24 protein-coding genes are annotated in these 24,792 nt (G+C 62.7%); 18 read left to right on the top strand and 6 right to left on the bottom strand.

Annotation, left to right across the window (positions count from 1 at the left end):
* The first annotated feature begins 370 nt into the window (after window positions 1-370).
* From ACAX43_RS30175 to ACAX43_RS30205, 7 genes are read left to right on the top strand one after another with little or no spacing between them, the layout of a single operon-like run.
* The gene (locus ACAX43_RS30175) at window positions 371-889 is read left to right on the top strand and encodes a (2Fe-2S)-binding protein (protein WP_370712006.1); all 519 of its coding nucleotides are present in this window, start codon (window positions 371-373) and stop codon (window positions 887-889) included.
* 10 nt (window positions 890-899) lie between these two features.
* Window positions 900-3,284: a xanthine dehydrogenase family protein molybdopterin-binding subunit gene (locus tag ACAX43_RS30180; protein WP_370712007.1), complete on the top strand. Its 2,385-nt coding sequence runs from the start codon at window positions 900-902 to the stop codon at window positions 3,282-3,284.
* 22 nt (window positions 3,285-3,306) lie between these two features.
* Complete coding sequence (locus tag ACAX43_RS30185; RefSeq protein WP_370712008.1) at window positions 3,307-4,104, top strand: xanthine dehydrogenase family protein subunit M; 798 nt, start codon at window positions 3,307-3,309, stop codon at window positions 4,102-4,104.
* A gap of 17 nt (window positions 4,105-4,121) precedes the next feature.
* Entirely contained in the window at window positions 4,122-5,009 is an 888-nt protein-coding gene (locus tag ACAX43_RS30190) for an AAA family ATPase (RefSeq protein ID WP_370712009.1), read from the top strand.
* Window positions 4,988-6,253, top strand: coding sequence for a VWA domain-containing protein (locus tag ACAX43_RS30195; RefSeq protein ID WP_370712010.1), 1,266 nt, complete (start codon window positions 4,988-4,990; stop codon window positions 6,251-6,253). Before ACAX43_RS30190 ends, ACAX43_RS30195 begins: the two co-directional genes overlap by 22 nt.
* Window positions 6,244-6,840, top strand: a complete 597-nt coding sequence (locus ACAX43_RS30200; RefSeq protein ID WP_370712011.1) for a CoxG family protein — start codon at window positions 6,244-6,246, stop codon at window positions 6,838-6,840. Before ACAX43_RS30195 ends, ACAX43_RS30200 begins: the two co-directional genes overlap by 10 nt.
* Entirely contained in the window at window positions 6,813-7,835 is a 1,023-nt protein-coding gene (locus ACAX43_RS30205; RefSeq protein WP_370712012.1) for an XdhC family protein, read from the top strand. Before ACAX43_RS30200 ends, ACAX43_RS30205 begins: the two co-directional genes overlap by 28 nt.
* Window positions 7,836-7,903: 68 nt before the next feature.
* On the opposite strand, the gene ACAX43_RS30210 is transcribed toward ACAX43_RS30205, so the two are convergent.
* The 3 genes from ACAX43_RS30210 to ACAX43_RS30220 all read right to left on the bottom strand — a co-directional run bounded on the left by ACAX43_RS30210 (window position 7,904) and on the right by ACAX43_RS30220 (window position 10,296).
* The gene (locus ACAX43_RS30210; protein WP_370712013.1) at window positions 7,904-8,644 is read right to left on the bottom strand and encodes a PepSY-associated TM helix domain-containing protein; all 741 of its coding nucleotides are present in this window, start codon (window positions 8,642-8,644) and stop codon (window positions 7,904-7,906) included.
* A gap of 310 nt (window positions 8,645-8,954) precedes the next feature.
* On the bottom strand, window positions 8,955-9,983 hold the full coding sequence (locus ACAX43_RS30215; RefSeq protein ID WP_370712014.1) for a serine/threonine protein kinase: 1,029 nt from the start codon (window positions 9,981-9,983) through the stop codon (window positions 8,955-8,957).
* Window positions 9,984-10,083: 100 nt separating this feature from the next.
* Window positions 10,084-10,296 (bottom strand): hypothetical protein, encoded by a 213-nt coding sequence (locus ACAX43_RS30220; RefSeq protein ID WP_370712015.1) that lies wholly within the window; start codon window positions 10,294-10,296, stop codon window positions 10,084-10,086.
* A gap of 448 nt (window positions 10,297-10,744) precedes the next feature.
* Here ACAX43_RS30220 and ACAX43_RS30225 point away from each other — a divergent pair, with 448 nt between their 5' ends.
* Both ACAX43_RS30225 and ACAX43_RS30230 read left to right on the top strand, forming a co-directional pair.
* Window positions 10,745-12,034, top strand: a complete 1,290-nt coding sequence (locus ACAX43_RS30225) for an MFS transporter (RefSeq protein WP_370712016.1) — start codon at window positions 10,745-10,747, stop codon at window positions 12,032-12,034.
* Between the two features lie 266 nt (window positions 12,035-12,300).
* Entirely contained in the window at window positions 12,301-12,486 is a 186-nt protein-coding gene (locus ACAX43_RS30230; protein ID WP_120297341.1) for a hypothetical protein, read from the top strand.
* A 160-nt stretch (window positions 12,487-12,646) separates the two neighbouring features.
* On the opposite strand, the gene mgrA is transcribed toward ACAX43_RS30230, so the two are convergent.
* The gene (gene mgrA, locus ACAX43_RS30235; RefSeq protein ID WP_370712017.1) at window positions 12,647-13,690 is read right to left on the bottom strand and encodes an L-glyceraldehyde 3-phosphate reductase; all 1,044 of its coding nucleotides are present in this window, start codon (window positions 13,688-13,690) and stop codon (window positions 12,647-12,649) included.
* Between the two features lie 238 nt (window positions 13,691-13,928).
* Here mgrA and ACAX43_RS30240 point away from each other — a divergent pair, with 238 nt between their 5' ends.
* Window positions 13,929-14,135 (top strand): DUF3185 family protein, encoded by a 207-nt coding sequence (locus ACAX43_RS30240; RefSeq protein WP_370712018.1) that lies wholly within the window; start codon window positions 13,929-13,931, stop codon window positions 14,133-14,135.
* Window positions 14,136-14,195: 60 nt separating this feature from the next.
* On the opposite strand, the gene ACAX43_RS30245 is transcribed toward ACAX43_RS30240, so the two are convergent.
* Complete coding sequence (locus tag ACAX43_RS30245) at window positions 14,196-14,957, bottom strand: phytanoyl-CoA dioxygenase family protein (protein WP_370712019.1); 762 nt, start codon at window positions 14,955-14,957, stop codon at window positions 14,196-14,198.
* 462 nt (window positions 14,958-15,419) lie between these two features.
* Here ACAX43_RS30245 and ACAX43_RS30250 point away from each other — a divergent pair, with 462 nt between their 5' ends.
* Window positions 15,420-15,794 (top strand): hypothetical protein, encoded by a 375-nt coding sequence (locus ACAX43_RS30250; RefSeq protein ID WP_370712021.1) that lies wholly within the window; start codon window positions 15,420-15,422, stop codon window positions 15,792-15,794.
* 123 nt (window positions 15,795-15,917) lie between these two features.
* Here the strand turns inward: ACAX43_RS30250 and metK are convergent, their stop codons facing one another.
* On the bottom strand, window positions 15,918-17,108 hold the full coding sequence (metK, locus tag ACAX43_RS30255) for a methionine adenosyltransferase (protein ID WP_370712022.1): 1,191 nt from the start codon (window positions 17,106-17,108) through the stop codon (window positions 15,918-15,920).
* A 277-nt stretch (window positions 17,109-17,385) separates the two neighbouring features.
* Between metK and ACAX43_RS30260 the strand changes: the two genes are divergently transcribed.
* From ACAX43_RS30260 to dksA, 7 genes are all read left to right on the top strand, one after another.
* Window positions 17,386-18,270: a lipid A biosynthesis lauroyl acyltransferase gene (locus tag ACAX43_RS30260; protein WP_370712023.1), complete on the top strand. Its 885-nt coding sequence runs from the start codon at window positions 17,386-17,388 to the stop codon at window positions 18,268-18,270.
* 82 nt (window positions 18,271-18,352) lie between these two features.
* Entirely contained in the window at window positions 18,353-19,216 is an 864-nt protein-coding gene (dapF, locus tag ACAX43_RS30265; protein ID WP_370712024.1) for a diaminopimelate epimerase, read from the top strand.
* 92 nt (window positions 19,217-19,308) lie between these two features.
* Window positions 19,309-20,028: a DUF484 family protein gene (locus tag ACAX43_RS30270; RefSeq protein WP_370712025.1), complete on the top strand. Its 720-nt coding sequence runs from the start codon at window positions 19,309-19,311 to the stop codon at window positions 20,026-20,028.
* 15 nt (window positions 20,029-20,043) lie between these two features.
* Window positions 20,044-20,967 carry a tyrosine recombinase XerC gene (gene xerC / locus ACAX43_RS30275; protein WP_370712026.1) on the top strand — a complete coding sequence of 308 codons (924 nt, stop codon included), beginning with the start codon at window positions 20,044-20,046 and terminating at the stop codon, window positions 20,965-20,967.
* Window positions 20,968-21,062: 95 nt separating this feature from the next.
* The gene (locus ACAX43_RS30280) at window positions 21,063-22,265 is read left to right on the top strand and encodes a class I SAM-dependent rRNA methyltransferase (RefSeq protein ID WP_370712027.1); all 1,203 of its coding nucleotides are present in this window, start codon (window positions 21,063-21,065) and stop codon (window positions 22,263-22,265) included.
* A gap of 200 nt (window positions 22,266-22,465) precedes the next feature.
* Window positions 22,466-23,569 (top strand): GTP-binding protein, encoded by a 1,104-nt coding sequence (locus ACAX43_RS30285; protein ID WP_370712028.1) that lies wholly within the window; start codon window positions 22,466-22,468, stop codon window positions 23,567-23,569.
* 653 nt (window positions 23,570-24,222) lie between these two features.
* Window positions 24,223-24,642: an RNA polymerase-binding protein DksA gene (gene dksA / locus ACAX43_RS30290; protein ID WP_035554081.1), complete on the top strand. Its 420-nt coding sequence runs from the start codon at window positions 24,223-24,225 to the stop codon at window positions 24,640-24,642.
* Window positions 24,643-24,792: the final 150 nt, after the last annotated feature.

A 24,792-nucleotide genomic window follows, 5' to 3' on the forward strand; every position in this document is an offset into this window, starting at 1 on the left:
GGCTGCGGGAGCCGCTTAGCATTAGCGGTTTGAGCTGCTTTCTCTTGCTTACTTCTCTTTGCAGCCGGCAAAGAGAAGTAAGTGCCGCCCCGCACAGGGGCAACGCCAATAGACCACTAACAATTCAAGGAAAGGCCAACACCGCAAGAAAACAGCCAAACCCCGCAAACCGCAAAACACCCCCAGCGCCACGCGCAAAAAAAAGCGCGACACACTTCCCCTCATAGCGCCATCGCCCGATTTGTGCTTTACTTTTCGCCAGACCCATAAAAAACCGCAAAACCGCAGCACCCGCATCGGACCCCACGAACAGGCAGCTGAGGGCAGGAAAAAACAAAGGTCCGGTCTCACCCCATATGGAGACAACTTCATGGCGATCAGCATCAGTCTGACGGTGAACGGCGCGCCCATCAGCGCCTCAATCGACCCTAGCACCCTGCTTGTTCAGTTCCTTCGCGATCAACTTCGCCTCACCGGCACGCATATCGGTTGCGATACCGCCCAGTGCGGCGCATGCACCGTCCATCTGAACGGCCGCGCGATCAAATCGTGCAACATCCTCGCGGTCCAGGCCGAAGGCGCGGACATCACCACCATCGAAGGACTCGCCAAAGACGGCGCGCTGCACCCAATGCAAGCAGCGTTCAAGCACTGCCACGGGTTGCAATGCGGCTTCTGTACGCCCGGCATGGTGATGAGCGCGATCTCGCTCGTGCAGCGTCAGCCCAACCTCACCGGCGACGACGTGCGCACCCAGCTCGACGGCAATCTGTGCCGCTGTACCGGATATCACAACATCGTCAAAGCAGTGCTCGAAGGCGCCGAAGGTATGAAGTCCTCCGGCACGGCCCACGCCGATGCGCCGGCCGCCACCCAAGCCACCGCCTGAGGAGCCGACGATGAACGCACCCGAAACCCATCGCCTGATCGGCGCCTCGGTAGAACGTAAGGAAGACTATCGGTTCCTTACCGGCAACGGCCAGTACACCGACGACATCGTCCTGCCGCAACAGACCTACGCCGTCTTCCTGCGCTCGCCGCACGCGCACGCAAAAATCAACAGCATCGACACCACTGCGGCCAAACAGTCGCCCGGCGTGATCGCGATATTCACGGGCGCGGACATGGCCGCGGACAACGTCGGCGGCCTGCCGTGCGGCTGGCTGATCCACAGCACCGACGGCAAGCCGATGAACGAGCCGCCGCATCCGGTGATTGCGCATACGAAAGCGCGCCACGTCGGCGACCAGGTCGCGCTGGTCATCGCCGATTCGATCAAGGCCGCGAAAGACGCCGCCGAACTGATCGAGGTCGACTACGACGTGCTGCCGGCGGTAGTCGATACCGCGCATGCAGCGGATGCAGGGCAACCGGCGGTCCATGACGAGGTGCCCGACAACACCTGCTTCACGTGGGGCCACGGCGACAAGGCCGCCACCGACGCCGCTTTCGCCAAAGCGGCGCACGTCACCACGCTCGATATCGTCAACAACCGCCTGATCCCGAACGCGATCGAACCGCGTGCGGTCAATGCGAGTTATTCGGTGCAGGACGACAGCTACACGATCTATGTCGCGAACCAGAATCCGCACGTCGAGCGGCTGCTGATGGCGGCGTTCGTGCTCTCGCTGCCGGAATCGAAGCTGCGCATTATTGCGCCCGATGTCGGCGGCGGCTTCGGCTCGAAAATCTATCTGTATGCCGAAGATGTCGCGCTGACGTGGGCATCGAAGAAGATTCGGCGGCCGATCAAATGGACGGCGGAGCGCTCGGAAGCGTTCATCTCCGACGCGCACGGCCGGGACCACGTCACCAAAGCCGAACTGGCCATGGACGCCGACGGCAAGTTCCTCGCAATGCGCGTCCATACGATCGCCAACATCGGCGCGTATCTCTCCACGTTCGCCACGGCCACGCCGACCATCCTCTACGCGACGCTGCTCGCCGGCCAGTACGCCACGCCTGCGATCTACGCAGAAGTGAAGGCGGTGTTCACGAATACCGTACCCGTCGACGCCTATCGCGGCGCGGGGCGTCCCGAAGCAACGTATGTCGTCGAGCGCCTGGTCGAAACCGCCGCGCGCGAAATGAAGCTCGATCCGGCCGAAATCCGCCGCCGCAACTTCATCCGCGAATTTCCGCACGCCACGCCGGTCGGCCTCACCTACGACACCGGCGACTATGACGTCCTCCTCTCCCGCGCGCTCGAACTCGCGGACGCGAAGGGCTTCGAAGCACGCCGGCAGGAATCCGAAAAGAACGGCAAGCGGCGTGGCCTCGGCTACTCTTGCTACATCGAAGCCTGCGGGTTGGCACCGTCGAACATCGCGGGCGCACTCGGCGCACGTGCCGGTTTGTTCGAAGTCGGCCAGATTCGCGTGCATCCGACCGGTTCGGTCACCGTCTTCACGGGCTCGCACAGCCACGGCCAGGGCCACGAGACGACTTTCGCGCAAGTGGTCGCGGACCGGCTCGGCATTGCGCTGGAAAGCGTCGAAATCGTTCACGGCGATACCGGCCGAATTCCATTCGGCATGGGCACCTATGGCTCGCGCTCGATTGCAGTCGGCGGTTCGGCGATCATGAAGGCGCTCGACAAGATCGAAACCAAGGCGAAGAAAATCGCCGCCCATCTGCTCGAAGCCGCGGCCGAAGACATCGAGTTCAAGGACGGCGTGTTCCGCGTCGCCGGCACCGATCGCACCAAGGCGTTCGCCGACATCTCGCTCGCGGCGTACGTGCCGCACAACTATCCGCTCGACGTGCTCGAACCCGGTCTCGAAGAAAGTGCGTTTTACGATCCGACCAACTTCACGTATCCATCCGGTGCGTACATCTGCGAGATCGAGGTCGATCCCGACACCGGCGTGTGCCGCATCCAGCAGTTCACCGCGGTCGACGATTTCGGCAACGTGATCAATCCGATGATCGTCGAAGGCCAGGTGCATGGCGGCCTCGCCCAGGGCATCGGTCAGGCGATGCTGGAGCGCTGCGTGTACGACAACGAAAGCGGCCAGCTGCTCTCGGGCTCGTACATGGACTACGCGATGCCGCATGCGTCCGATCTGCCGAACTTCACCGTCGAAACCGCGAAGGGCACCCCATGCACGCACAATCCGCTCGGTGTGAAGGGCTGCGGCGAGGCAGGCGCGATCGGCTCGCCGCCGGCGGTGATCAACGCGATCATCGACGCGCTCGCGCCGCTCGGCGTGACCGACCTGCAAATGCCGGCGACGCCGCATCGCGTGTGGTCCGCGATTCACGCTGCCAAGCAACCCCACTGAGATCCTGAGCGGAGCATTCGACATGTATTCATTCGAGTATCAACGCGCGACGGATCCGAAAGCGGCCGCCGCAGCCATCACCGCGGACAGCGACGCGAAATTCCTCGCCGGCGGACAAAGCCTGCTGCCTACCATGCGGCTGCGGCTCGCGCAGCCCTCGCAACTGATCGACGTAACGCGCATTCCCGCGCTCAAATCGATCACGGTCGACGCAAAAACAGTGACGATCGGCGCCGCTGTTTGCCATGCCGACGTGGCGGATCATGCGGAGCTTCGGCGTGTGTCGCCGGGGCTCTCGGATCTCGCGGCGCACATCGGCGATCGGCAGGTCCGCGCGCTCGGCACGCTCGGCGGCTCGCTCGCGAACAACGATCCGGCCGCCTGCTATCCGGCTGCGGCGATGGCCCTGGACGCCACTATCGTCACGGACCGGCGACGCATTTCCGCGAGCGATTTCTTCGTCGGCATGTATGAGACCGCGCTGGCGCCCGACGAACTGATCGTCGCCGTCGAGTTTCCGGTGCCCGAGCGCGCGGCCTACGAGAAATTCCGTAATCCGGCTTCGCACTTTGCGCTGGTTGGCGTGTTCGTCGCGAAGTTCGCGAGCGGCGTGCGTGTTGCGGTGACGGGTGCGGCGGCTTCGGTATTTCGTGTGCCGGAACTGGAAAGCGCGCTCACGGCGAATTTCACGCCCGAGGCCGCGCGCGCGGTGACCGTGTCCGACGCCGACCTGAACACCGACATGCACGCGAGTGCCGAATATCGCGCGCATCTGATTCCGGTGCTGGCCGCGCGAGCGGTGACGAAAGCAAACGGTTAGCGAGCCTCAGGAGCCCCATGCAGCCTGCTTCAATCGACGACACCCTCGCACAGCTCGCGGCCCAGGACTACTTCGCCAGCCGCGAGCTCGCAACCGCGCTGTATCTCTCGTTGCGCATGGAGCGGCCGTTGTTCGTCGAAGGCGAGCCGGGCGTCGGCAAAACCGAACTCGCTAAAGCTGCAGCGGGCATGCTCGGCACCTCGATGCTGCGCCTGCAATGTTACGAAGGACTCGATACCGCCAGCGCGCTCTACGAGTGGGACTATCCGCGGCAGATCATGGCGCTGCGCCTGGCCGAAGCCGCCGGCGAGCGGCCCGGCAACGACACGCTGTATCGCAGCGAATTCCTGCTCAAGCGTCCGCTGCTGCAAGCGCTGATGCCCGACGAAAATCATCCCGGCGCACGGCGCGTGCTGCTGATCGACGAGATCGACCGGGCCGACGAACCGTTCGAAGCATTCCTGCTCGAACTGCTTTCAGACTTCCAGGTATCGATTCCCGAGTACGGCACCGTGCGTGCCGAGCAGCCGCCGCTCGTCGTGATGACGTCGAACCGGACGCGCGAAGTACACGACGCCTTGAAGCGCCGCTGCCTGTATCAATGGATCGGCTATCCCGACCGTGATCGTGAACTGGAGATCGTCGCCGCGCGGGCGCCGCGGACGTCGGTGGAATTGCAACGGCGCGCGGTCGATTTCGTGCATCGACTGCGCGGCATGGATCTGTTCAAGGCGCCCGGCATCGCCGAAACGATCGACTGGTGCCGCGCTTTGGAGGCGCTGTCCGTGACGGAACTCGATCCGCAATCGGTGCAAAACACCCTGGGCGTACTGCTCAAGTATCAGGACGATCTGGCGCGCGTCGATGCCGCGCAGATCGCACAATGTCTCGCAGCGCCGGGGTAACGGCGATGGCACAGGCCGCGCCCATCGAGACGCCCACGCTGGCCCGCAACGTCGTGCACTTTGTGCGTGTGCTGCGCGGCGCGGGTTTGCCGATGTCGCCGGCGCAAGCCGTCGATGCGATCGCCGCGTTGCATTGGATCGATCTCGGCCGACGCGACGACGTGCGCGCCGCCCTCGCCACGCTGTTGGTCTCCGCGCCGGACGAACGCGATCTGTTCAACGCCGCCTTCGAGCTGTTCTGGCGCGACCCGGATTGGGAAGGCAAGCTGCGCGCCCTGCTGCTGCCGAAAGTCCGCGACGGACTGCCGCCGCCGAAACGCAACAACCGTCTCGCCGACGCGCTCGCCGTACGCACGCCGCCCTCGCCGCATAACAAAGCCCAGCAGGAAACCGAACAGCACGAACTGCACGCGCACGTCACCTTCAGCGCGGAAGAGCGACTGCGCCATCGCGATTTCGACACCCTTTCCGCCGACGAATGGCGGACCCTCCGCCACCTGATCCGCGGCCAGCGCCTGCCGCTTGCCACGGAGCCGACGCGCCGCCTGAAGGCCGCCTCGCACGGCACGCATGCTGACTTGCGCGCGAGCGCCCGGCATGCGGTACGCGCCGGCGGCGACTGGACGGTGTGGAAATATCGCGCGGCCGTGGAACGCAAACCGCCGCTGGTGTTGCTGCTCGACATCTCCGGCTCGATGAGCAGCTATTCGCGTGCGGTGCTGTACTTCTGCCACGCGCTCTTGCAGTCGCGCGAACGCTTGCAGGTGTTTCTGTTCGGCACCCGCCTCACCAACGCGACGCGCGCGCTGCGCGAGCGTGATCCCGACGTGGCGATCGCGGCGCTCACCGATCAGGTGGTCGACTGGTCGGGCGGCACACGGATCGGCGCGGCGCTCGCCGAATTCAACCGACGCTGGGCACGTCGTGTGCTGACTGGCAGAGCCACGGTGCTGCTCGTCACGGACGGCCTGGATCACGAAGCGATCGACGTGCTCGACACGGAAATGGCCCGCCTGCGCCGCTTCGCACACCGTATCGTGTGGCTCAATCCGCTGCTGCGTTTTAGCGGCTTCTCACCGAAAGCGCGCGGCGTGCAGGCGATCCTGCCGTATGTCGACGCGCATCGCCCGGTTCATAATCTCGACAGTCTGGCAGCGTTCGGCCGCGATCTCGCGCAACTCACGCGCGCGCCTCGTCTGCTCGTCTCCGCCACGACACCCGCAGGAGCAAAGCCATGGAACTAAGTGAAACCCATACGCTGCCGGTTTCTCAGCAGCGTGCGTGGGATGCGCTGAACGATACGGAAATCCTCCGCGCCTGCATCCCCGGCTGCGAAAGCATCGATCCGGATGGCGAAAATGCGTACGCGGTGGTGATGAGCGCATCGGTCGGTCCGGTGAAGGCGCGCTTCAAAGGGCGTATGCTGCTGACCGACATCGAGGCGCCGAACACCTACACCATCGTGTTCGAAGGCCAAGGTGGCGCGGCAGGCTTCGGTAAGGGCAAGGCGCACGTCACGCTCGAACCCGAAGGCGAGGCCACAACGAAGCTGACCTACACGGCGAGCGCGCAAGTCGGCGGCAAGCTCGCGCAAATCGGTTCGCGGCTGGTCGACGGCGCGGCGCGTAAAATCGCAGGCGAATTTTTCAAGCGCTTCGGCGCGCAGGTAGGCGGCGACGGTGGCGGCGCACCGGCCTCGGATGACGGGGACACGGCAGCCGCTAAAGCGACGCCGCAAAATACAGAATCGAATGAGCCCGCGGACCCTGAATCCGGCGGCGACGGAACGAAAAGGAAGAAATCATGGACAGCGTGGATCTCGAAGTCCTGAAGTCCAGCGCACGCTGGCTCGAAGAGGGACATCGCGCGCTACTGGTGACGGTGGTGAAGACGTGGGGTTCGTCGCCGCGTCCCGAGGGCGCGATGCTCGCGGTGCGCGACGATGGACTCGTGGTGGGCTCGGTATCGGGCGGCTGCATCGAAGACGACCTGATCGACCGGGTGCGGCAAAAGGGTATCGAACAGACACGCCCGGAAGCCGTCAAGTACGGCATCACGGCGGAAGAAGCACATCGCTTCGGTCTGCCTTGCGGCGGCACGATTCAGCTCGTGCTGGAGCCGCTGACAGCGCAAAGCGGCATTGCCGAGCTCTGCAACGCGGTGGAGGACGGCCGCCTCGTGGCACGCGAAGTCGACATGGTGACGGGCGCGGTGCGACTCGATGCGGCGCTGGCGACGGACGGCGTGCATTTCGACGGCGAGCGTCTGCTGACGATTCACGGCCCGCGTTACCGGATGCTGGTGATCGGCGCGGGACAGTTGTCGCGCTACCTGTGCAACATCGCGGTGGGGCTCGATTATCAGGTGACGGTGTGCGATCCGCGCGAGGAGTACACCGAAGAGTGGAGCATTCCCGGCACGAAGATTGTGCGGACGATGCCGGACGATACGGTGACCGAGATGAAGCTCGACGAGCGCTGCGCAGTGATTGCCCTGACGCACGATCCGAAACTGGATGATCTCGCGCTGATGGAGGCGTTGAAGACGCCGGCGTTTTATGTCGGCGCTTTGGGCTCAAGAAGGAACAATCAGGCACGGCGCGAGCGGTTGAAGGAGTTCGATCTGAACGATGCCGAGCTGGCCCGGTTGCACGGGCCGGTTGGGATCTATATCGGCAGCCGCACGCCACCCGAGATCGCGGTGTCCATTCTCGCCGAAGTGACGGCCGCTAAAAATGGCGTTTCATTGCCGACCTTGCTTCAGGTGGAAGGCGCCAAGGCGGCGCGCGAGATTGCCGCGTCCGGCGGGACGACCTGCAGCGTTTAGATTGGGAGAGCGTCTGATTTATGCCTGCGCGGCGCGATGCGTGCCCCCGCCGCGCGAGGCAAATGCCCTTACATCAACCCGCAAACCACCGCCGCAATCACCGACCCGCCCACCAGCACGACGCCCACCACGCGGCGCTTATTGAGCTCGGTCCACAGCAAGACGCCGGTCAACGAAAGCAGAATCATCCCGCCGGCGATGGTATCGATCAGCAAAACCCATCCCACACTCAAGCCCACGCCGCGATGCAGATTGTTCATCGTCGCGAGAAACGAGTTATGCGTGCGTTTCACCGCGACAAACCCATTGCCGACCCAGTACTCGGCCTGCACGTTCTGACTCGGCCCGAAAATCCCGACCTGCCAGAACTCCGGTTGCATCGCGCTGCGATCGCCCCAGGCCACGGAACGCGCCGGCTCACGCCGCGCCTTGCCCGGCTTGCCGTCGATCTTCAACTCGCCTTTGAGCCACCTGGCCATCTCCATCGGCGAACCCAGCGGCTTTTGCGGCACGGGAATCTGCATCTCCTCGACCTGCGGCTCACCGGACGACACCTTCAACGGTCCGCCGCGATGGTTCAGCAAAAAGCCGGTCGCACCGAACATCAAGCCGAGCGCCGCACCCCACAAACCGACCCAGCCGTGCACCTTGCGCAACCATTTGATGAAGTTCGCCCGTCGCGAACGCTGACGTCGCGCCGCCTGCTCGGCGTCGTGCATCAGAGGATGACCGCGCTCCGGCGTATGGGCGGTGTATTGCGTGCCGCCGCTGGCAGCAGGTTTCATGTCGATCGAGTCAGGCGCGTTCAAATCCGGACTCCAGGCGTAGCAAGTTGGGCAAGAGCAATGCGACAGAACGCTGTCGCCTCCTTTCAATTGAGAATGGATATCATTACACAATTGTGGCGGCGGCTCAATCGCAATGCGTGGCGGCCGTTCGACATCCTGGCAGCGAACCAACGTGAGCTGGCGATCCCGTCAACGTGCCGTTCCCGAAAACCTGCCAACCGTGCGCCGCTCCTCCCTGGTCTGGCTTGCGCGCCAAATCAGCGGTGGTGGAATCGTCGAGCGTGGCGTCGAGCCGCCGTAAGGCAACGGCTGCCGTGAGGACACCAAACGCTCAAACCGGCCAGAGCGGCCCTTCCTGCATCGCGCCAAGCTGCTCGCGCAGTTCGAGGATGCGGTCTTCCCAATAGCGCTGCGTGTTGAACCACGGAAACGCCGCCGGAAAGGCAGGGTCGTCCCAGCGGCGCGCGAGCCATGCCTGGTAGTGAATCAGCCGCAACGTGCGCAACGCTTCGACGAGATAGAGTTCGCGCGGCTCGAAGTCGCAGAAGTCTTCATAACCGGCAAGCAGATCCGCCAGCGCACGCGAGGCCTCGGCGCGCTCGCCCGGCAGCAGCAGCCACAAATCCTGCACCGCCGGCCCCATGCGGCTATCGTCGAAGTCGACGAAATGCGGGCCCGCGTCGGTCCACAACACATTGCTCGGATGACAATCGCCGTGCATTCGCAGCATGCGAATTTCGCCGGCGCGCTCGAATGCGCGTTCGACGCCCTCAAGCGCGAGATTCACCACGGTTTCCCACGCGGTGCGAACGTCGTCAGGAACAAAGCGGTGCGACAGCAGGAAATCGCGCGGCTCGTAGCCGAACGTATTGATGTCGAGCGTGGGACGCTCAGTGTAGTTCTCCGTCTGCCCAACCGCATGAAGGCGGCCGATAAAACGCCCCAGCCATTCGAGCGTGCCGCGCCGGTCCAGATCGGGCGCGCGACCGCCGCGGCGCTCGAAGATCGAGAAGCGGAAACCGTCGAAGGTATGCAGCGTGCGGCCTTCGAAAACACGCGCCGGCACAGCCGGAATCTCACGCGCGGCGAGATCGGCAACGAAGGCGTGTTCTTCGAGAATGGCTGCGTCGGTCCAGCGCTCGGGACGGTAGAACTTCGCGACCACTGGCGGGCCGTCTTCCACGCCCACCTGGTACACGCGGTTCTCGTAGCTGTTGAGCGGGAGCATGCGTCCGTCGGTGTACACACCGACGCTGCTGAGCACGCTGTCGAGCGCATCCAGCACGATTTCCGGCTTGAGCCGGGCGAAAGGCACGGCGCTATCGGCGCCGTCCGGTGGGTCGAGAATGTCGTCGTTCATGCCCGCATTGTGCGCCGCGCCGCCGTCAAAGACGAGGGCGACGGCTCACCTTGCGGCTCACAGCCACCTGCAACCGCCACGAATCCGACTCAAACCAGTTTCAATGCACCTGCGCGCTCGACGGCCGCACCAGCTCGCCCGTCTCGATCAGGTCTTCAAGGAAAAAGGGTTCAGTGTTCAGATGCTCCGAAGTGCCGGGCTCGCCGGCATACCAGGCCACCATGGCCATGTCGCCGAGAATGCGCATGACAATCCCGCGTGCGCCTTGCGGCACGGCGATATGCACCGATCGGACAATGGAACCGATTTGCATGATGTTTCCCCGTTTCTCCCATAGCCGGCTTTATGATTTCCGCGCCGGTCAAGGTAATGAAAAAAGCGCCGCTTCGCCGATAACGTTGCGTACGCACCCAATCTGCTGCGCGTAATACGCGTGAGAGGTTCGAGTCATTGTTCCCGCTTTGCGGGGCCATGGAAAGCGCGAAAAAGGGGCTCTTCACCCGTCGTTTCGCACTATTCCCATTACGGCACGGCGGACCGATGATCGGGGCGTAAAGCGTCGTAACGAGATCATCATAAACCCTGCTGAGGTGATATATCAAAATCATGCGCTGTCAGGACAGCCCGCCTAATCCGCCCGCGAAGCATGCCTTCTGCGCCCGTCGTGGTCACGCCCGGCTGGTTGCCGCACGCACCCGCCGGGCTTTTTCAGCGTATTCTTAACTCCTTTCAATACTTTCCGCTCCCCAAGGAGATTTTTCGTGACCGCATCGCCGGAATCCCACCGGACTGCTACTTCGGCTGTTCCTGCTTCATCCGCTTTTTTCACCTCTGCTGCCGTGTCTGACGTCCCCGACATTCCCTATCTCGAACGCGGTACGCGTGCCTATTGGCGCGCCAGCATCGCGCTGCTGTTCGCCGGTTACGCCACCTTCTCGCTGCTCTACTGCGTGCAGCCATTGCTGCCTGCGTTTTCTACGGCGTTCAACGTGACGCCGGCGCAAAGCAGCTTGTCCCTCTCGCTGACCACGGCCGCGCTCGCGCTCGCCGTGTTCGTGGCCGGCTTCGTCTCGGAAGGCTGGAGCCGTCACGCGCTGATGACCGCGTCGCTCACGTTGTCGGCGCTGTTGACGATCGGCGTGTCGATCGCACCGCATTGGCATCAATTGCTCGTGTTGCGCGCGCTCGAAGGCCTCGCGCTCGGAGGCGTGCCCGCCGTTGCGATGGCGTACCTCGCCGAAGAGGTCCACCCGGATGGACTCGGCCTCGCGATGGGACTGTACGTCGGAGGCACCGCGATCGGCGGGATGGCCGGCCGGGTGATTACCGGCGTCGTCGCGGATCTGTTTTCGTGGCGCGTGGCAATTGGCACGATCGGCGTACTCGGCATTCTTTCGATGCTCGCCTTTCGCGCGCTGCTGCCGCCGTCGCGTCATTTCGTGCCGCGTCGCGGGCTCGGCTTTACACATCACCGCGCCGCGCTGCTGAAGCAATTCACGCAGCCCGGCTTGCCTCTGCTGCTTCTGCTCGGCTTCGTGCTGATGGGCAGCTTCGTCACGTTGTACAACTACATCGGTTACCGGCTGCTCGCGCCGCCATACCTGTTGAGCCAAGCAGAGATCGGCATGATTTTCGTCGTGTATCTGACAGGCGTGATCGCCTCGCCGTGGTCGGGCCGCATGGCCGACACCTTCGGCCGGGCACGCGTACTGACCGGCAGCTTGCTGCTGATGGCGATCGGACTCGCACTCACGATGCTGCATCCGCTGGCGGCGATCGCGACCGGCATCGCTTGCGTGACGTTCGGCTTCTTCGCCGGACATTCGGTGGCGAGCGGCTGGGTCGGACGCCTCGCCAAAGACGCCAAGGGCCAGGCGGCCGCGCTTTATCTGCTCGCGTATTACATCGGCTCGAGTGTGGTCGGATCGTATGGCGGGCATGTGTGGACCGGCCATGGCTGGAATGGGGTCGCCGGACTCGTGGGCGCGCTGCTCGTCATCGGTATCGTTGCGGCCATGCGCTTGCGTCGGCGCGAACCTGGCGCGTCATGAGAAATGATCCGCGGCGCATCGGACAGACTTAAAAAGTAAGGCCCGTGTAAGCAAACGCTTCATTCTTTACGGCGTTTTTGCTGCGGCGCGACAATCCCGGCGGCCTTTGCGGCGTTGGGTTTAGCAGTCTGCGAAGACGCGCTGCAGCGCCGCGAGCCGTTGTTATGTCGGTTGAACCGTCGCCTATACTCGAATCGAGCGTTGGCAGTGCATGACTCCCAGAAATCGAGCCGCTGCCTTCGCCGATAATAGATAAGGAGACGGGTATGACGACCTACTTCACGATCGGCGATTTCATCCTGGTCATTCCGATGGCGCTGGCCGGCGCGCTGTTTGTCGGCGCGCTCCCCTGCAAGACAGAGTTGCGGCACAACGCGCTACGCGTGCTTGGCGCGCTGATCGGCGTGGTGTTCGCGGTCGTGCTGGTCGAAGGCTTGCCTGCATTGGTATAGCGAGGCTGGCGAAAACGGCCTGGACGGTTCGCCGATCGTTCGGTCGACGGAACGCGGCGGCTTCGCCGATGCGCGGGAAGCGCATCCGCTTGAACGCGTCGATAAAAAAGCCGCCCTCAGGGGCGGCTTTCCTGTTTCCACGACATGAACGTCTCGGGAATCAGATGGCCTGATCAGTCGACGGTTTTTCCCACAGGTTGATGCCGCCTTCAGTCGCGTAACGGTCGATCTCCGCCAGTTCTTCTTTCGAGAACGCGACATTCTTCAGCGCACCGACGTTCTCGCGCACCTGTTCCGCGCGGCTCGCACCGATCAGCACGGACGTAACGCGCGCATCGCGCAGCGCCCAGGCCAGCGCCATCTGCGCGAGGCTTTGACCGCGACGCTGCGCGATGTCGTTGAGCTTGCGCACATGCTCGATGTTTTGCGGGTTCAGATGCTCCTGCTTCAATGAACCGCCACCGGGCTTGTTGACGCGCGCGTCTTCCGGCACGCCGTTCAGATATTTGCCGGTGAGCAGGCCCTGCGCGAGCGGCGTGAAGGCGATGGCACCCGCACCGACCTTCTCGAGCGTATCCAGCAGTTCGTGTTCCATCCAGCGGTTGAGCATGTTGTACGCCGGCTGATGGATCAGCAGCGGCACCTTGTACCCGGCGAGCAGCTTGGCCATCTCGAGCGTCTTGGTTGCCGAGTACGACGAAATACCGATGTACAACGCCTTGCCTTGCTGAACGGCGCTCGCCAATGCACCGGCGGTTTCTTCGAGCGGCGTGTCTGCATCAAAACGATGCGAATAGAAGATATCGACGTAGTCGAGGCCCATGCGTTGCAGGCTTTGGTCGAGGCTCGCGAGGACGTACTTACGCGAACCGCCGCCCTGGCCGTACGGACCGGGCCACATGTCCCAACCCGCTTTCGACGAGATCAGCAGTTCGTCGCGATACGGCTTGAAATCGTCTTTGAAGAGCCGGCCGAAGTTGGTTTCGGCGCTGCCATATGGAGGACCGTAATTGTTGGCGAGGTCGAAGTGAGTGATGCCCAGGTCGAAGGCCGTGCGCAGGATATCGCGCTGCGTGGAGATCGGCGTGGTATCGCCGAAGTTGTGCCACAGGCCCAGCGACAGCGCCGGCAGTTTGAGACCCGACGTGCCGCAGACGCGGTATTGCATGTCCGAATAGCGCTCTGAAGCTGCTTCGTAAGCCATTGCTAGTGTCCTTGAGGTTGAAGTCACCCGGCGATCACGGGCGTGAGGCGATCGCATGCTGCGGGAGGCGATCACATGCTGCGGGAGGCGTGCAGGTTTTATGTTTATGTACGTGTGAGGCTAGACCGCTATGGTAGCCAATCGGCGTGATGCGTGCAGACGCCCAGTATGCGGGATGGACGATCGCTTGCGGCTCCCCTACACTTTGGCCGATCAAAGCTTATCGGAGGAGTGGTTCATGACGAAGGCGATTTCAATCGCGCTGATTGTCGGCGGTATCGTATTGTTGTATTTCGGCGGGCAGGCATTCAACTCGGTCAGCAGCGATGTGTCTCGCGTGTTCACCGGCTCTCCGACCAACAAGGCGATCATTCTGCTCGTGGGCGGTGTTATCGCCACCATTGCCGGCCTGACCGGGGTGGCTATTTCAGGGCGCAAGAGATAGGCGTTGATTGCCTACGCAGCGCGAAACAAACAGATATCCGCGCCGCGCAAGGCAAAGAACCTAAAACGCAATTTCAGGCTTGGCCGCCGACCGCGATCCCGGCAGGGGTACATTGCTAGCCCCGTGATAGGTAAACACCAACGAAAACTTAACCTGATCGCTGAGGTTCTTACCTGCGGAATGCAGCGTGTTGCAATGAAAGAACACCACGTCCCCGGCCTTGAGTTCGGGAGAAACCGCGGTACGAATCAATGCCTGATTCTCTTCCAGATCTGAGCGGAAAAATTTGGCTTCATCGAAGCGCTCGGAGGTGAAGGCCGCGCTGTGCGACTTCGGTACGAACCACAACGCACCGTTATCGACCGTCTCCGAGCCGACCGCGAGCCACACCGATACCAGATCGTCACGCTCGAACGACCAATACCGCACATCACGATGCCAGCCGGTCAAGCTGCCATACGCCGGATGCTTGGTCATCATGCAATTGTGATGCGCTCGCGACAAGCGCGGCTCTTCACCGAAGTACAACTCCATCCAGCCGCGAATTTCCGGCGCGGTCGCCCACTGCGCAAAAACCGGATGACGCCCGTAGGCATCCAGCAAGCGCCGAACCGTATGTCCGCCCGGTGCATATTTGGATTCCGGTGCGCCCGGATACCGCAGATCCGCTTCGAACTCGATCGGCGCCCCCGCTTCCTGCAACTGGCGCTCCGCAATCTGCTTCAGTTCAGCGCAGCGTTCGGGCGACACCAATCCGGGCACGACGACAAAACCCTGCTCCTGCAACGTGTGAATCTGCTCTTTTTTCGAGTGAAGTGACATGGTGTTCCGTGACTGTCGACTAGCTGATGCACGATTGTAAAACGGGCGCGATCGGACTGCGTGCGGTTTCGCCTTTCGAAAAAGCACAACCTTACGCACTACTTTCATGCGCAGGGTAATTTGCACCGCACGCTGAAGGGGAAAGCGCGCACGATAATCGAGCGCAAAGGGCACGATCCCAAAGGCCCGGCACAACGGGACAACTCCGTAAAAACCCGTATTCGCAGGGTAAAAACGGACTTTCTGACGTCATGAATCGCGTGTAGCCTGCATGCATGTTGATCGCCACTCCCGCACTTTTGCGGCGCGAACAGGCCGCTATCGCCGACTCCGCTGTGCTTCGTGCACTTTCCTGTCGAATTCCGGGCTTTCGCGCCGTCCATCGCGACATCGCCATTGGCACAGTTGGTGCTGCTTCTGGTGCTCACGCCGTCGCGCGACACGTTGCCTACTTGTAAAGTCATGCATACTCTTCTGAACACCCGTCTTACCCGCGCTGCATTGAAAGCGGCGCGCCCGGCGCGCCGCCGTGTTGTGCGCGCACTGCGTCACCATGCCACCCGCACTCGCGCATTAGGCGAGCAATGGCGTGAAGCCAAAGCAGTCGACAGCATTCGCACGTGGTTCCACACGTTCTTCTCCGCGCTTCGCGTGCAAGGCAGTTCGCGCCGTTTCTCGCTGCGCACGCTGCTGCGCAAACCGACGCCGCTGCGCCTCACCGCTACGCACAATGCACCGGTCGCCGCGCCGCAAGGCGCAAGTCGCCGCCCGCGCCGTCTGTCGACGAGCGGCAGCACCGGCTGGTTTGTATTTGCGTTCGCGTTTGCGATCCGCTGAGTGAATGGTTAAATAAGCGGCTAAATGAGCGGCTAAATGAGCCGCCACACAATGCAATGGCAATAAAAAAACCCCGCCCGGCTTGCGCCGGCGGGGTTTTTCGCTGAAACGGACTGCGTTCGCTTATTCTGCGAGCGCGGCAACCGGTTCGGTGCCTGCTGCTTCGGCGAGCGCCAAAGCCTTGTCCGTGGATTCCCAGGTGAATTCCGGCTCTTCGCGGCCGAAGTGACCGTAGGCCGCGCTCTTCTCGTAGATCGGGCGCAGCAGGTCGAGCATCTGAATGATGCCCTTCGGACGCAGGTCGAAATGCTCCTGCACCAGCTTCGTGATCGTTGCATCCGACACGCGGCCCGTGCCGAACGTATTGACCATGACCGAAGTCGGCTGGGCAACGCCGATCGCATACGACACCTGAATCAGGCAGCGCGACGCCAAACCCGCCGCCACGATATTCTTCGCGACATAACGGCCGGCATACGCCGCCGAACGGTCCACCTTGGACGGATCCTTGCCTGAGAACGCGCCGCCACCATGCGGCGCCGCGCCGCCGTACGTATCGACGATGATCTTGCGGCCCGTCAGACCGCAATCGCCTTGCGGGCCGCCGATCACGAACCGGCCGGTGGGGTTCACCAGGAACTTGATGTCGCCCTTGATCAGGTTAGCCGGCAGCGTTGGCTTGATGACTTCTTCGATCACGGCTTCGCGCAGCGTGGCCAGATCGATGTCCGGCGAATGCTGCGTGGACAGCACCACCGTGTCAATTGCATGCGGCTTGCCGTCGACGTAACGCACGGTGACTTGCGACTTCGCATCCGGACGCAGCCAGGGCAGGCGTCCATCGCGGCGCAGATTCGCCTGACGTTCCACCAGACGGTGCGACAGGTGGATCGGCAGCGGCATCAGTTCCGGCGTTTCTTCGCATGCGTAACCGAACATCAGGCCCTGGTCGCCGGCGCCTTGATCGAGGTTGTTGTCGTGCGCGCGATCCACGCCCTGGGCGATGTCCGGCGATTGCTTGTCGTAAGCCACGAGCACCGCGCAGCCGCGGTAGTCGATACCGTAGTCGGTGTTGTCGTAGCCGATACGCTTGATCGTGTTGCGCGCGACCTGAATGTAATCGACGTTCGCGGTGGTGGTGATTTCACCGGCCAGCACTACGAGACCCGTGTTGCACAGCGTTTCGGCTGCGACACGCGAGTATTTGTCCTGGGTCAGGATGGCGTCGAGAATGGCGTCCGAGATCTGATCCGCGACTTTGTCGGGATGGCCTTCGGAAACGGATTCGGAAGTGAAGAGATAGTCGTTTGCCACGTTGCAGACTCCTGTTGAGTGGTTACGGTTGAGTTTCACGTAGCCAGCTTCGGGAGCCTTGAAGCGGCGACGCTTTAGCGGATTACCTTACCGGCTGGCGCCTATCCAGTGGATCGCACCCGCCAGCTTCGCCCCGCAAGTTGTCTATTAACTCGGCGAAGCCCTTATTATAGCGACTTCCTTTGATTGTCACAGAGTGTTCACCCGTGCTGTATTTCGACCCGTTTCCAGGTTTCTTGAGCAAAGCGTCGCTCGACGCCCTACACGGAGGGACGGCATGTTGAGTCGTCTTGGCGCCTACCTGTCCATTGGACTGCTGAAATTTCTGGCGTTGTTGCCGTACGGTTTCGTTGCGCGACTGGGCGACGGGCTGGGCTGGCTGCTTTATCAGGTTCCCAGCAACCGTAAGCGCATCGTCCACATCAACCTGCGCTTGTGTTTCCCGGAGTGGAGCGCGGAGCATTGCGAAGAGATCGCTCAGAAACACTTCCGCCACGCCATTCGCAGTTACGTGGAACGCAGCGTTCAGTGGTTCGGCTCGGCGAAGAAGCTCGAAAAGCTCGTGCAGGTGGATAGCGAAATCGACCTGCTGAATCCCGACATGCCGCCCACCCTCCTGCTCGGCGCGCATTTCGTCGGTATCGAGGCAGGCTCCGTGTTTATCAATCACGCGCTGCAGCGGCAGTGCGGCGCACTCTACCAGCCGATGTCGAACTCGGTGCTCGACGAGGTGGCGAAGGCCGCACGCGGCCGCTTTGGCGCGGATATGGCAAGCCGCGCGGACAGCGCGCGCATTGTGCTGCGCTGGTTACGCGACCGCAAGCCCGTCATGCTCGGCGCCGACATGGACTACGGCATGCGCAACTCGACGTTCGTGCCGTTCTTCGGCGTTCCGGCGTGCACGCTGACAGCCGTTGGACGGCTCGCCAAGGTCGGCCATGCGCAGGTGGTGCCGTTCATCGGCGAAGTGCTGCCGAATTACCGAGGCTACCGCCTGAAGGTATTCAAGCCGTGGGACAACTACCCTTCTGGCAACGACGAGATCGACGCGCGTCGCATGAATGCCTTCCTCGAAGAGCAGATTCCGCTGATTCCCGAGCAGTATTACTGGGTGCATAAGCGCTTCAAAACCCGGCCGCCAGGCGAGCCGAGCGTGTATTGACCCGCTCACGCGGAAAAGCGCCGGAACGCGGAAATAATGCGGCGCGCGGCGCACCGGCAGGCGCGTCACTTACAATAGCGCGATGAAACTGAAATTCACCAAAATGCACGGCGCGGGCAACGACTTCGTCGTGCTCGACGGCTACACCCACCCGGTCGATCTGACGCCGGCGCAAGTGCGCGCGCTCGCGGACCGGCATTTCGGCGTCGGCGCCGACCAGTTGCTGCTGGTCGAAAAGCCCACGGTGGACGGCGTCGATTTCAGATACCGCATCTTCAATTGCGACGGCGGCGAGGTCGAGCATTGCGGCAACGGCGCGCGCTGCTTCGTCAAGTTCGTGCGCGACAGCGGCCTGACCGACAAGCGCAGCGTGCGCGTGCAGGTGCAGAACGGCACCATCCTGCTGACCATGCAGGAAGACGGTGAAGTCCTGGTCGACATGGGCGCGCCCGTGTTTGAACCGGAGCGCGTGCCGTTCGCCATCAAAGGCCTCGACGGCCGCCGCGAAGGCGCGGACACGCTTTGGCCGCTCGACGTGAACGGTGCGACACGCTGGATTTCCGTGGTGTCGATGGGCAATCCGCACGCCGTGCAAGTCGTCGACAACGTCGAAGATTTCCCGGTACTCGTCGAAGGCCCGGTGATCGAGCGGCATGCCCGCTTCCCGCAGCGCGTGAACGCAGGCTTCATGCAGATCGTCGGCCGTAGCGAGATCAAGCTGCGCGTCTACGAGCGCGGCGCCGGCGAGACGCTGGCGTGCGGCACGGGCGCATGCGCGGCGGTCGCCGCAGGCATTCGTCGCGGGCTGCTGGATGCGCCGGTGCTCGTGCACACGCACGGCGGCAAGCTGACGATCACGTGGGACAGCACGCAAGAAGATGCGCCGCTACTGATGGCCGGCCCTGCTGCAACCGTCTTTGAAGGCGAGATCGAACTGGCCGATTGAATGGCCGGTGCAATGCCCCACGCGTTACCGAACTGAACTCATGACCGATGCGCCGCCCGAAGGCGTCGTCCCGTAGTCCTTAAGCCGAAACCATGAACGATCGCGAAGTCGCCGAATATCTGCTTGCCAACCCCGAATTCTTCGCCGAACACGCGGAAATGCTCGCGACGATCCGGCTTGCGAACCCGCACGGCAAAGCCGCGGCGTCGCTGCAGGAGCGGCAGATGGAAATGCTGCGCGACAAGAACAAGCATCTCGAACGCCGTCTGGCCGAGCTGCTGCGCTACGGTCACGAGAACGACAGCATCGCGTCGAAATTCAATCGCTGGACTATCCGCGTGATGGCCGAGCGCGATCCGTACGCGCTGCCGCGCACGATCGCCACCGGTTTGCGCGATATTTTCGATGTGCCGCAAGCCGCGTTGCGCGTGTGGGACGTCGCCGAGCCGTACGCACAGGCCGAGTTCGCACGTCATGTCGGCGAGGAAGTGCGGATCTTCGCGAATAGCCTCACCACGCCGTACTGCGGCGCGAACACCGGTTTTGAAGCGGCACAGTGGCTGGTTCCTGCAGTGTCGGCCGTGAGCGACGACGCAGCGGCAGGCAGCACGACCGAGTCCGCGCACGCCACCGAATCGATTGCGTTGCTCGCGCTGCGCGACCCCGAAGGCAAGGAAGAAGCGCCCACCTTCGGCCTGCTGGTGATGGGTTCGGCCGACGCACGCCGCTTCCATGAGGGCATGGCGACCGATTTTCTGACGCAGATCGGCGCATTGGCAAGCGCGGCGCTGAGCCGTCTGCTGCCGCGCTGACCTGCTAGAACCATCGTGACCGAAGCCGATCCGATCACCGCCTATCTGTCGAATCTCGAACATGAGCGGCGACTATCGACGCATACGCTGCGCGGCTACACCCACGAGCTTGAGGAACTGAAACTGCTGGCCAAAGACCGGCCGCTCGAAAGCCTCACCGCCGTCGACATTCGCGGCGCGGTTTCCCGAGCGCACGCCTGCGGCCTGACGGCGCGCTCGATCAGCCATCGGCTGTCGTCCTGGCGCGCGTTTTACCGCTGGTTCGCGGGCCGCGTCGATCTGCCGGCCAATCCGGTCGCCTCGGTACGCGCGCCGAAGCAGCCCAAAGCGCTTCCCAAAGCGCTATCCGTGGACGACGCCACGCGCCTGATGGAAAGTCCGCCCGCCGCGACGCCCGAGGGTTTGCGCGACCACGCGATGCTCGAACTGTTCTATTCGTCGGGCTTGCGCCTGTCGGAGCTGGTCGGCCTCGACGCCCGTTTCGCCGATGCCGGCGGCTACCGCTCCGCAGGCTGGCTGAAGCTCGACTCCGCCGAAGTCGAAGTCCTCGGCAAAGGCGACCGTCGCCGCATCGTGCCGGTGGGCAGCAAAGCGCTCGACGCATTGCGCGCGTGGCTCGCGGTGCGCGACCAGATGGTGAAGCACGATCCGCATCCGCTGTTTCTGTCGGCGCGCGGCAACCGGCTGTCGCCGAATGTGGTGCGTGATCGTGTGAAACGCTCGGCGCTGGTCGCCGGCATTCCCGCCAATGTGCATCCGCACGTGCTGAGACATTCGTTCGCCACGCATGTGTTGCAGTCGAGCGGCGATCTGCGGGCCGTGCAGGAACTGCTCGGCCACGCCAGCATCACGGCGACGCAGGTCTACACCGCGCTCGATTTCCAGCATCTCGCGCACGTCTACGATCAGGCGCATCCGCGCGCCAAAAAACGCGACTGATTCCGCTGTTTGCATTGGGCGGTTTTGCGGTCTCCGCCTTCGCTTCACCCGCTGCGTGCGTCTGCCCACGCGGCCTATTGCTCTGCTGACACCTGATGAATACCGTTACGCTCAAACCGTCGAAAGAAAAATCGCTGCTGCGCCGCCATCCGTGGGTCTATGCCAATGCGATCGATCGCGTCGACGGCAATCCCACCCCCGGCGTCACCGTGCTGGTGCGCGCGCACGACGGCCGCTTCCTCGCGCGCGCGGCCTACAGCCCGCATTCGCAGATTCGCGCGCGCGTGTGGAGCTTCGACGAAACCGAGCCGATCGATCACGCGTTCTTCAAGCGCCGCGTGCAGCGCGCGCTGGCGCATCGTCAAACGATGGTCCACAACACCGGCGCCGTGCGGCTGATTTTCGGCGAAGCGGACGGACTACCCGGACTGATCGTCGATCACTACGTCGCCGAGGACGAAGGGCAGCGCAGCCAGCTCGTGTGCCAGTTCATGGCGGCGGGCGTGGAAGCGTGGAAGGAAGCGATCGTGGCCGCGCTGGTCGGCGCGACCGGCTGCCCGAACGTCTACGAACGCTCGGACGTGTCGATTCGTCAGAAGGAAGGGCTCGAGCAGATCACGGGCGTACTGGCGGGCGACGCGCCGTCGGAGGCGCTGATCGCGAGCGAAAATGGCGTGCGCTATCACGTCGACGTGCGCAATGGCCACAAAACGGGCTTTTACGTCGATCAGCGCGACAACCGCTTGCTGGTACAGCAGCTTGCGCAGGATCGCGACGTGCTGAACTGCTTCTGCTACACCGGCGGCTTCTCGCTTGCGGCCTTGAAAGGTGGCGCTAAACGCGTGGTGTCGATCGATTCATCGGGCGAGGCTTTGGCGCTCGCGCAGCAGAACGTGGCAGCCAATGGTTTCGACGCCGAGCGCGCCACCTGGCTCGACGCGGACGCGTTCAAAACCCTGCGCCGCCTTTACGACGAAGGCGAGCGCTTCGACCTGATCGTGCTCGATCCGCCGAAATTCGCGCCATCGCGTGAACACGTGGACCGCGCGGCGCGGGCTTACAAGGATATCAATCTGACCGGCCTGAAGCTGCTGCGCCCAGGCGGCCTGCTGTTCACGTATTCGTGCTCCGGCGCGATCGATTCCGAACTGTTCCAGAAGATCGTTTCCGGCGCGGCGGCCGACGCCCGCGTCGACGCGCGGATTCTCAAGCGCCTCGGCGCCGGGGTCGACCACCCGTTGCTCACCGCCTTCCCGGAAGGCGAATATCTGAAGGGCCTGCTGTTGCAAATTGCCTGATCGCCCATAGTTTCAGGGCTATTTCCCGCGCGCTGTGGAGGGGATCGGCCCCGCCGCCAGCGCCGGCTTGACAGATATGTTTCAATATCTGGCCAGATCGGGCCGCGCGCCGTCAGGCTGCTGCACCCGGCAACCCGGATTAACAGACGCATTCGCTGCACATCACGATTCCGCACAGACTCACGTACAAGGCGACCCATATGATCCCAGTCACCATCCTGACCGGCTTTCTCGGCAGCGGCAAAACCACCCTGCTCAAGCGCATCCTGAACGAAAAGCACGGGATGAAGATCGCCGTGATCGAGAACGAGTTCGGCGAAGAGAACATCGATAACGAAATCCTCGTGCAGGACACGAGCGAACAGATCATCCAGATGAGCAATGGCTGCATCTGCTGCACGATCCGCGGTGACCTCGCCCGCGTGCTGGGCGATCTGGCTGCGAAGAAGCAGTCCGGCGAAGTGGATTTCGACCGCGTCGTGATCGAAACCACCGGCCTCGCGAATCCAGGCCCGGTCGCGCAAACCTTCTTCATGGATAACCAGATCGCCGACGAATTCCTGCTCGACGCGATCATCACGTTGGTTGACGCGAAGCACGCGAACCATCAGCTGGATGAGCACGAAGTGGTGCAGCGCCAGGTCGGCTTCGCCGATCGCCTGTTCATCACCAAGGCCGATCTGGTGGACGAACAGCACATGGACGATCTGCGCCACCGCCTGCTGCACATGAATCCGAGGGCGGCGATCAAGATCGTCAATTTCGGTGAAGCGGACATCAAGGAAATCTTCGACCTGCGTGGCTTCAACCTGAATTCGAAGCTCGAAATCGATCCGGACTTCCTCGCTGAAGACGAACACGCACACAGCCACGCTCACGCGCATGACGAGCACGGTCACACGCACGACGAGCACGCCGGCCACGATCACGAAAACTGCGATCACGACCACGGCAAGTGCGACCACGAAGGCCACGATCACGCGCATCACCACCACGCGCATCACGACGACAAGATCAAATCGTTCGTCTACCGCAGCGACCGTCCGTTTGATCCGAACAAGCTCGAGGACTTCCTCGGCGGCATTCTGCAGATCTACGGCGAGCGCCTGCTGCGCTACAAGGGTGTGCTCTATATGAAGGGCGTCGACCGCAAGGTGGTGTTCCAGGGCGTGCACCAGATGATGGGCAGCGATCTGGCCGCGAAATGGCAGCCAATCGAAAAGAAGACCAACAAGATGGTGTTCATCGGCATCGAACTGCCGCAAGACCTGATCACCGACGGACTGGACGCCTGCCTGGTGTAAGCGTAGTGCCATGTCGCGCGGTAGCAGGGTGCGGCACGCCCCGTGCTTGAGCGATCACACCGCAGGCGCGCGCACTGACGCATTGAGAGCGCCGACGCAATCATCTGCCGAATACGCCGGGATGCGACCGCAAGGTCGCTGAAAAGTCCGGCGTATGAAAAACGCGTGAAAACCCTGCTGTATTAAAGCGTGCACGACCATCGCTTTTTGATCGTGCGCGCGTTATATTTTCGGGATATCGATGCGCCGCAGGGGGATTTTCACCAGTTGCGGTGCCGGATTGTGATTCAGTTACAATACGTGCCCACTGGAGAATGACAACGAATTGCCCGGTCAGCGCGTATTCCGCGCCGGGCCTGAAACGGCGCCGGAAAATCTTGTCCGGAGACACGCCGACAATGCCGGCTGGCACAGCTGACAAGGCGCTGCCGGCAAGCAATGCCTCAGGAGCATTTGAGAATCGGTTTCCAGAGGAGTTCGGCCCCGCATTGGCGTAACAACGCCCGGCGCGTGGGCGCAAGGCGCTTCGGCGTCACGACAGTCCATCGTCCGTGCACGCCTTGGCGCTCAGCGTCCTCGTGGCGCTTCTGCGGGCAACACGAAAGTGCGGGCACTATGTAAGAGTTTTGCCTCACATTGAAGAAGCAAGCCAGATGACGACGAAACGACTCTTGACTGAAGCCGAAATCCTGAAGATGAGCGACAAGGATTACATGAATGCGGATCAGCTCGCTTTCTTCAAGAACAAGCTCGAACAGCTGCAGGCGGACATTCTCCGCAATGCCGGCCAGACGACCGAGAACCTGCGCGAAACCGTAATCGTGCCGGACCCGGCCGACCGTGCAACGATCGAGGAAGAGCATGCGCTGGAACTGCGCACGCGCGACCGCGAGCGCAAGCTGCTGAAGAAGGTGCAGCAATCGATCGCGCGCATCGATTCGGGCGATTATGGCTGGTGCGAAGAAACCGGCGAGCCGATCGGCATTCCGCGTCTGCTCGCACGGCCCACGGCCACCCTGTCGCTCGAAGCGCAGGAACGCCGCGAACTGCGCCAGAAGCTGTTCGGCGACTGAACGCCTGCGGCGCGGCTTCGGCTCCGCGCCCTTTTACGCTGCTTCGTCGAGAGGCGCACGGTGATCTGTGCGCCTTTTTTCTTTTGCGCGACGCTTTTTGGGCTGCGCCGCGAATACCGTGTTTTCGTCTTATGCCATTTGCCGGCTCTT

Origin of the sequence: Paraburkholderia sp. IW21, from assembly GCF_041321145.1 — a bacterium.
Lineage (GTDB): Bacteria > Pseudomonadota > Gammaproteobacteria > Burkholderiales > Burkholderiaceae > Paraburkholderia.

What these genes read in the sequence shown, in the direction of transcription:
- ACAX43_RS30250 (WP_370712021.1), top strand. Translation starts at nt 15,420, where the DNA reads ATGCATACTCTTCTGAACACCCGTCTTACCCGCGCTGCATTGAAAGCG.
- ACAX43_RS30285 (WP_370712028.1), top strand. Translation starts at nt 22,466, where the DNA reads ATGATCCCAGTCACCATCCTGACCGGCTTTCTCGGCAGCGGCAAAACC.
- ACAX43_RS30270 (WP_370712025.1), top strand. Translation starts at nt 19,309, where the DNA reads ATGAACGATCGCGAAGTCGCCGAATATCTGCTTGCCAACCCCGAATTC.
- dapF (WP_370712024.1), top strand. Translation starts at nt 18,353, where the DNA reads ATGAAACTGAAATTCACCAAAATGCACGGCGCGGGCAACGACTTCGTC.
- ACAX43_RS30240 (WP_370712018.1), top strand. Translation starts at nt 13,929, where the DNA reads ATGACGAAGGCGATTTCAATCGCGCTGATTGTCGGCGGTATCGTATTG.
- mgrA (WP_370712017.1), bottom strand. Translation starts at nt 13,690, where the DNA reads ATGGCTTACGAAGCAGCTTCAGAGCGCTATTCGGACATGCAATACCGC.
- ACAX43_RS30230 (WP_120297341.1), top strand. Translation starts at nt 12,301, where the DNA reads ATGACGACCTACTTCACGATCGGCGATTTCATCCTGGTCATTCCGATG.
- ACAX43_RS30280 (WP_370712027.1), top strand. Translation starts at nt 21,063, where the DNA reads ATGAATACCGTTACGCTCAAACCGTCGAAAGAAAAATCGCTGCTGCGC.
- ACAX43_RS30190 (WP_370712009.1), top strand. Translation starts at nt 4,122, where the DNA reads ATGCAGCCTGCTTCAATCGACGACACCCTCGCACAGCTCGCGGCCCAG.
- dksA (WP_035554081.1), top strand. Translation starts at nt 24,223, where the DNA reads ATGACGACGAAACGACTCTTGACTGAAGCCGAAATCCTGAAGATGAGC.
- ACAX43_RS30205 (WP_370712012.1), top strand. Translation starts at nt 6,813, where the DNA reads ATGGACAGCGTGGATCTCGAAGTCCTGAAGTCCAGCGCACGCTGGCTC.
- ACAX43_RS30220 (WP_370712015.1), bottom strand. Translation starts at nt 10,296, where the DNA reads ATGCAAATCGGTTCCATTGTCCGATCGGTGCATATCGCCGTGCCGCAA.
- ACAX43_RS30215 (WP_370712014.1), bottom strand. Translation starts at nt 9,983, where the DNA reads ATGAACGACGACATTCTCGACCCACCGGACGGCGCCGATAGCGCCGTG.
- ACAX43_RS30245 (WP_370712019.1), bottom strand. Translation starts at nt 14,957, where the DNA reads ATGTCACTTCACTCGAAAAAAGAGCAGATTCACACGTTGCAGGAGCAG.
- ACAX43_RS30260 (WP_370712023.1), top strand. Translation starts at nt 17,386, where the DNA reads ATGTTGAGTCGTCTTGGCGCCTACCTGTCCATTGGACTGCTGAAATTT.
- ACAX43_RS30175 (WP_370712006.1), top strand. Translation starts at nt 371, where the DNA reads ATGGCGATCAGCATCAGTCTGACGGTGAACGGCGCGCCCATCAGCGCC.
- ACAX43_RS30195 (WP_370712010.1), top strand. Translation starts at nt 4,988, where the DNA reads ATGTCTCGCAGCGCCGGGGTAACGGCGATGGCACAGGCCGCGCCCATC.
- ACAX43_RS30180 (WP_370712007.1), top strand. Translation starts at nt 900, where the DNA reads ATGAACGCACCCGAAACCCATCGCCTGATCGGCGCCTCGGTAGAACGT.
- ACAX43_RS30185 (WP_370712008.1), top strand. Translation starts at nt 3,307, where the DNA reads ATGTATTCATTCGAGTATCAACGCGCGACGGATCCGAAAGCGGCCGCC.
- ACAX43_RS30200 (WP_370712011.1), top strand. Translation starts at nt 6,244, where the DNA reads ATGGAACTAAGTGAAACCCATACGCTGCCGGTTTCTCAGCAGCGTGCG.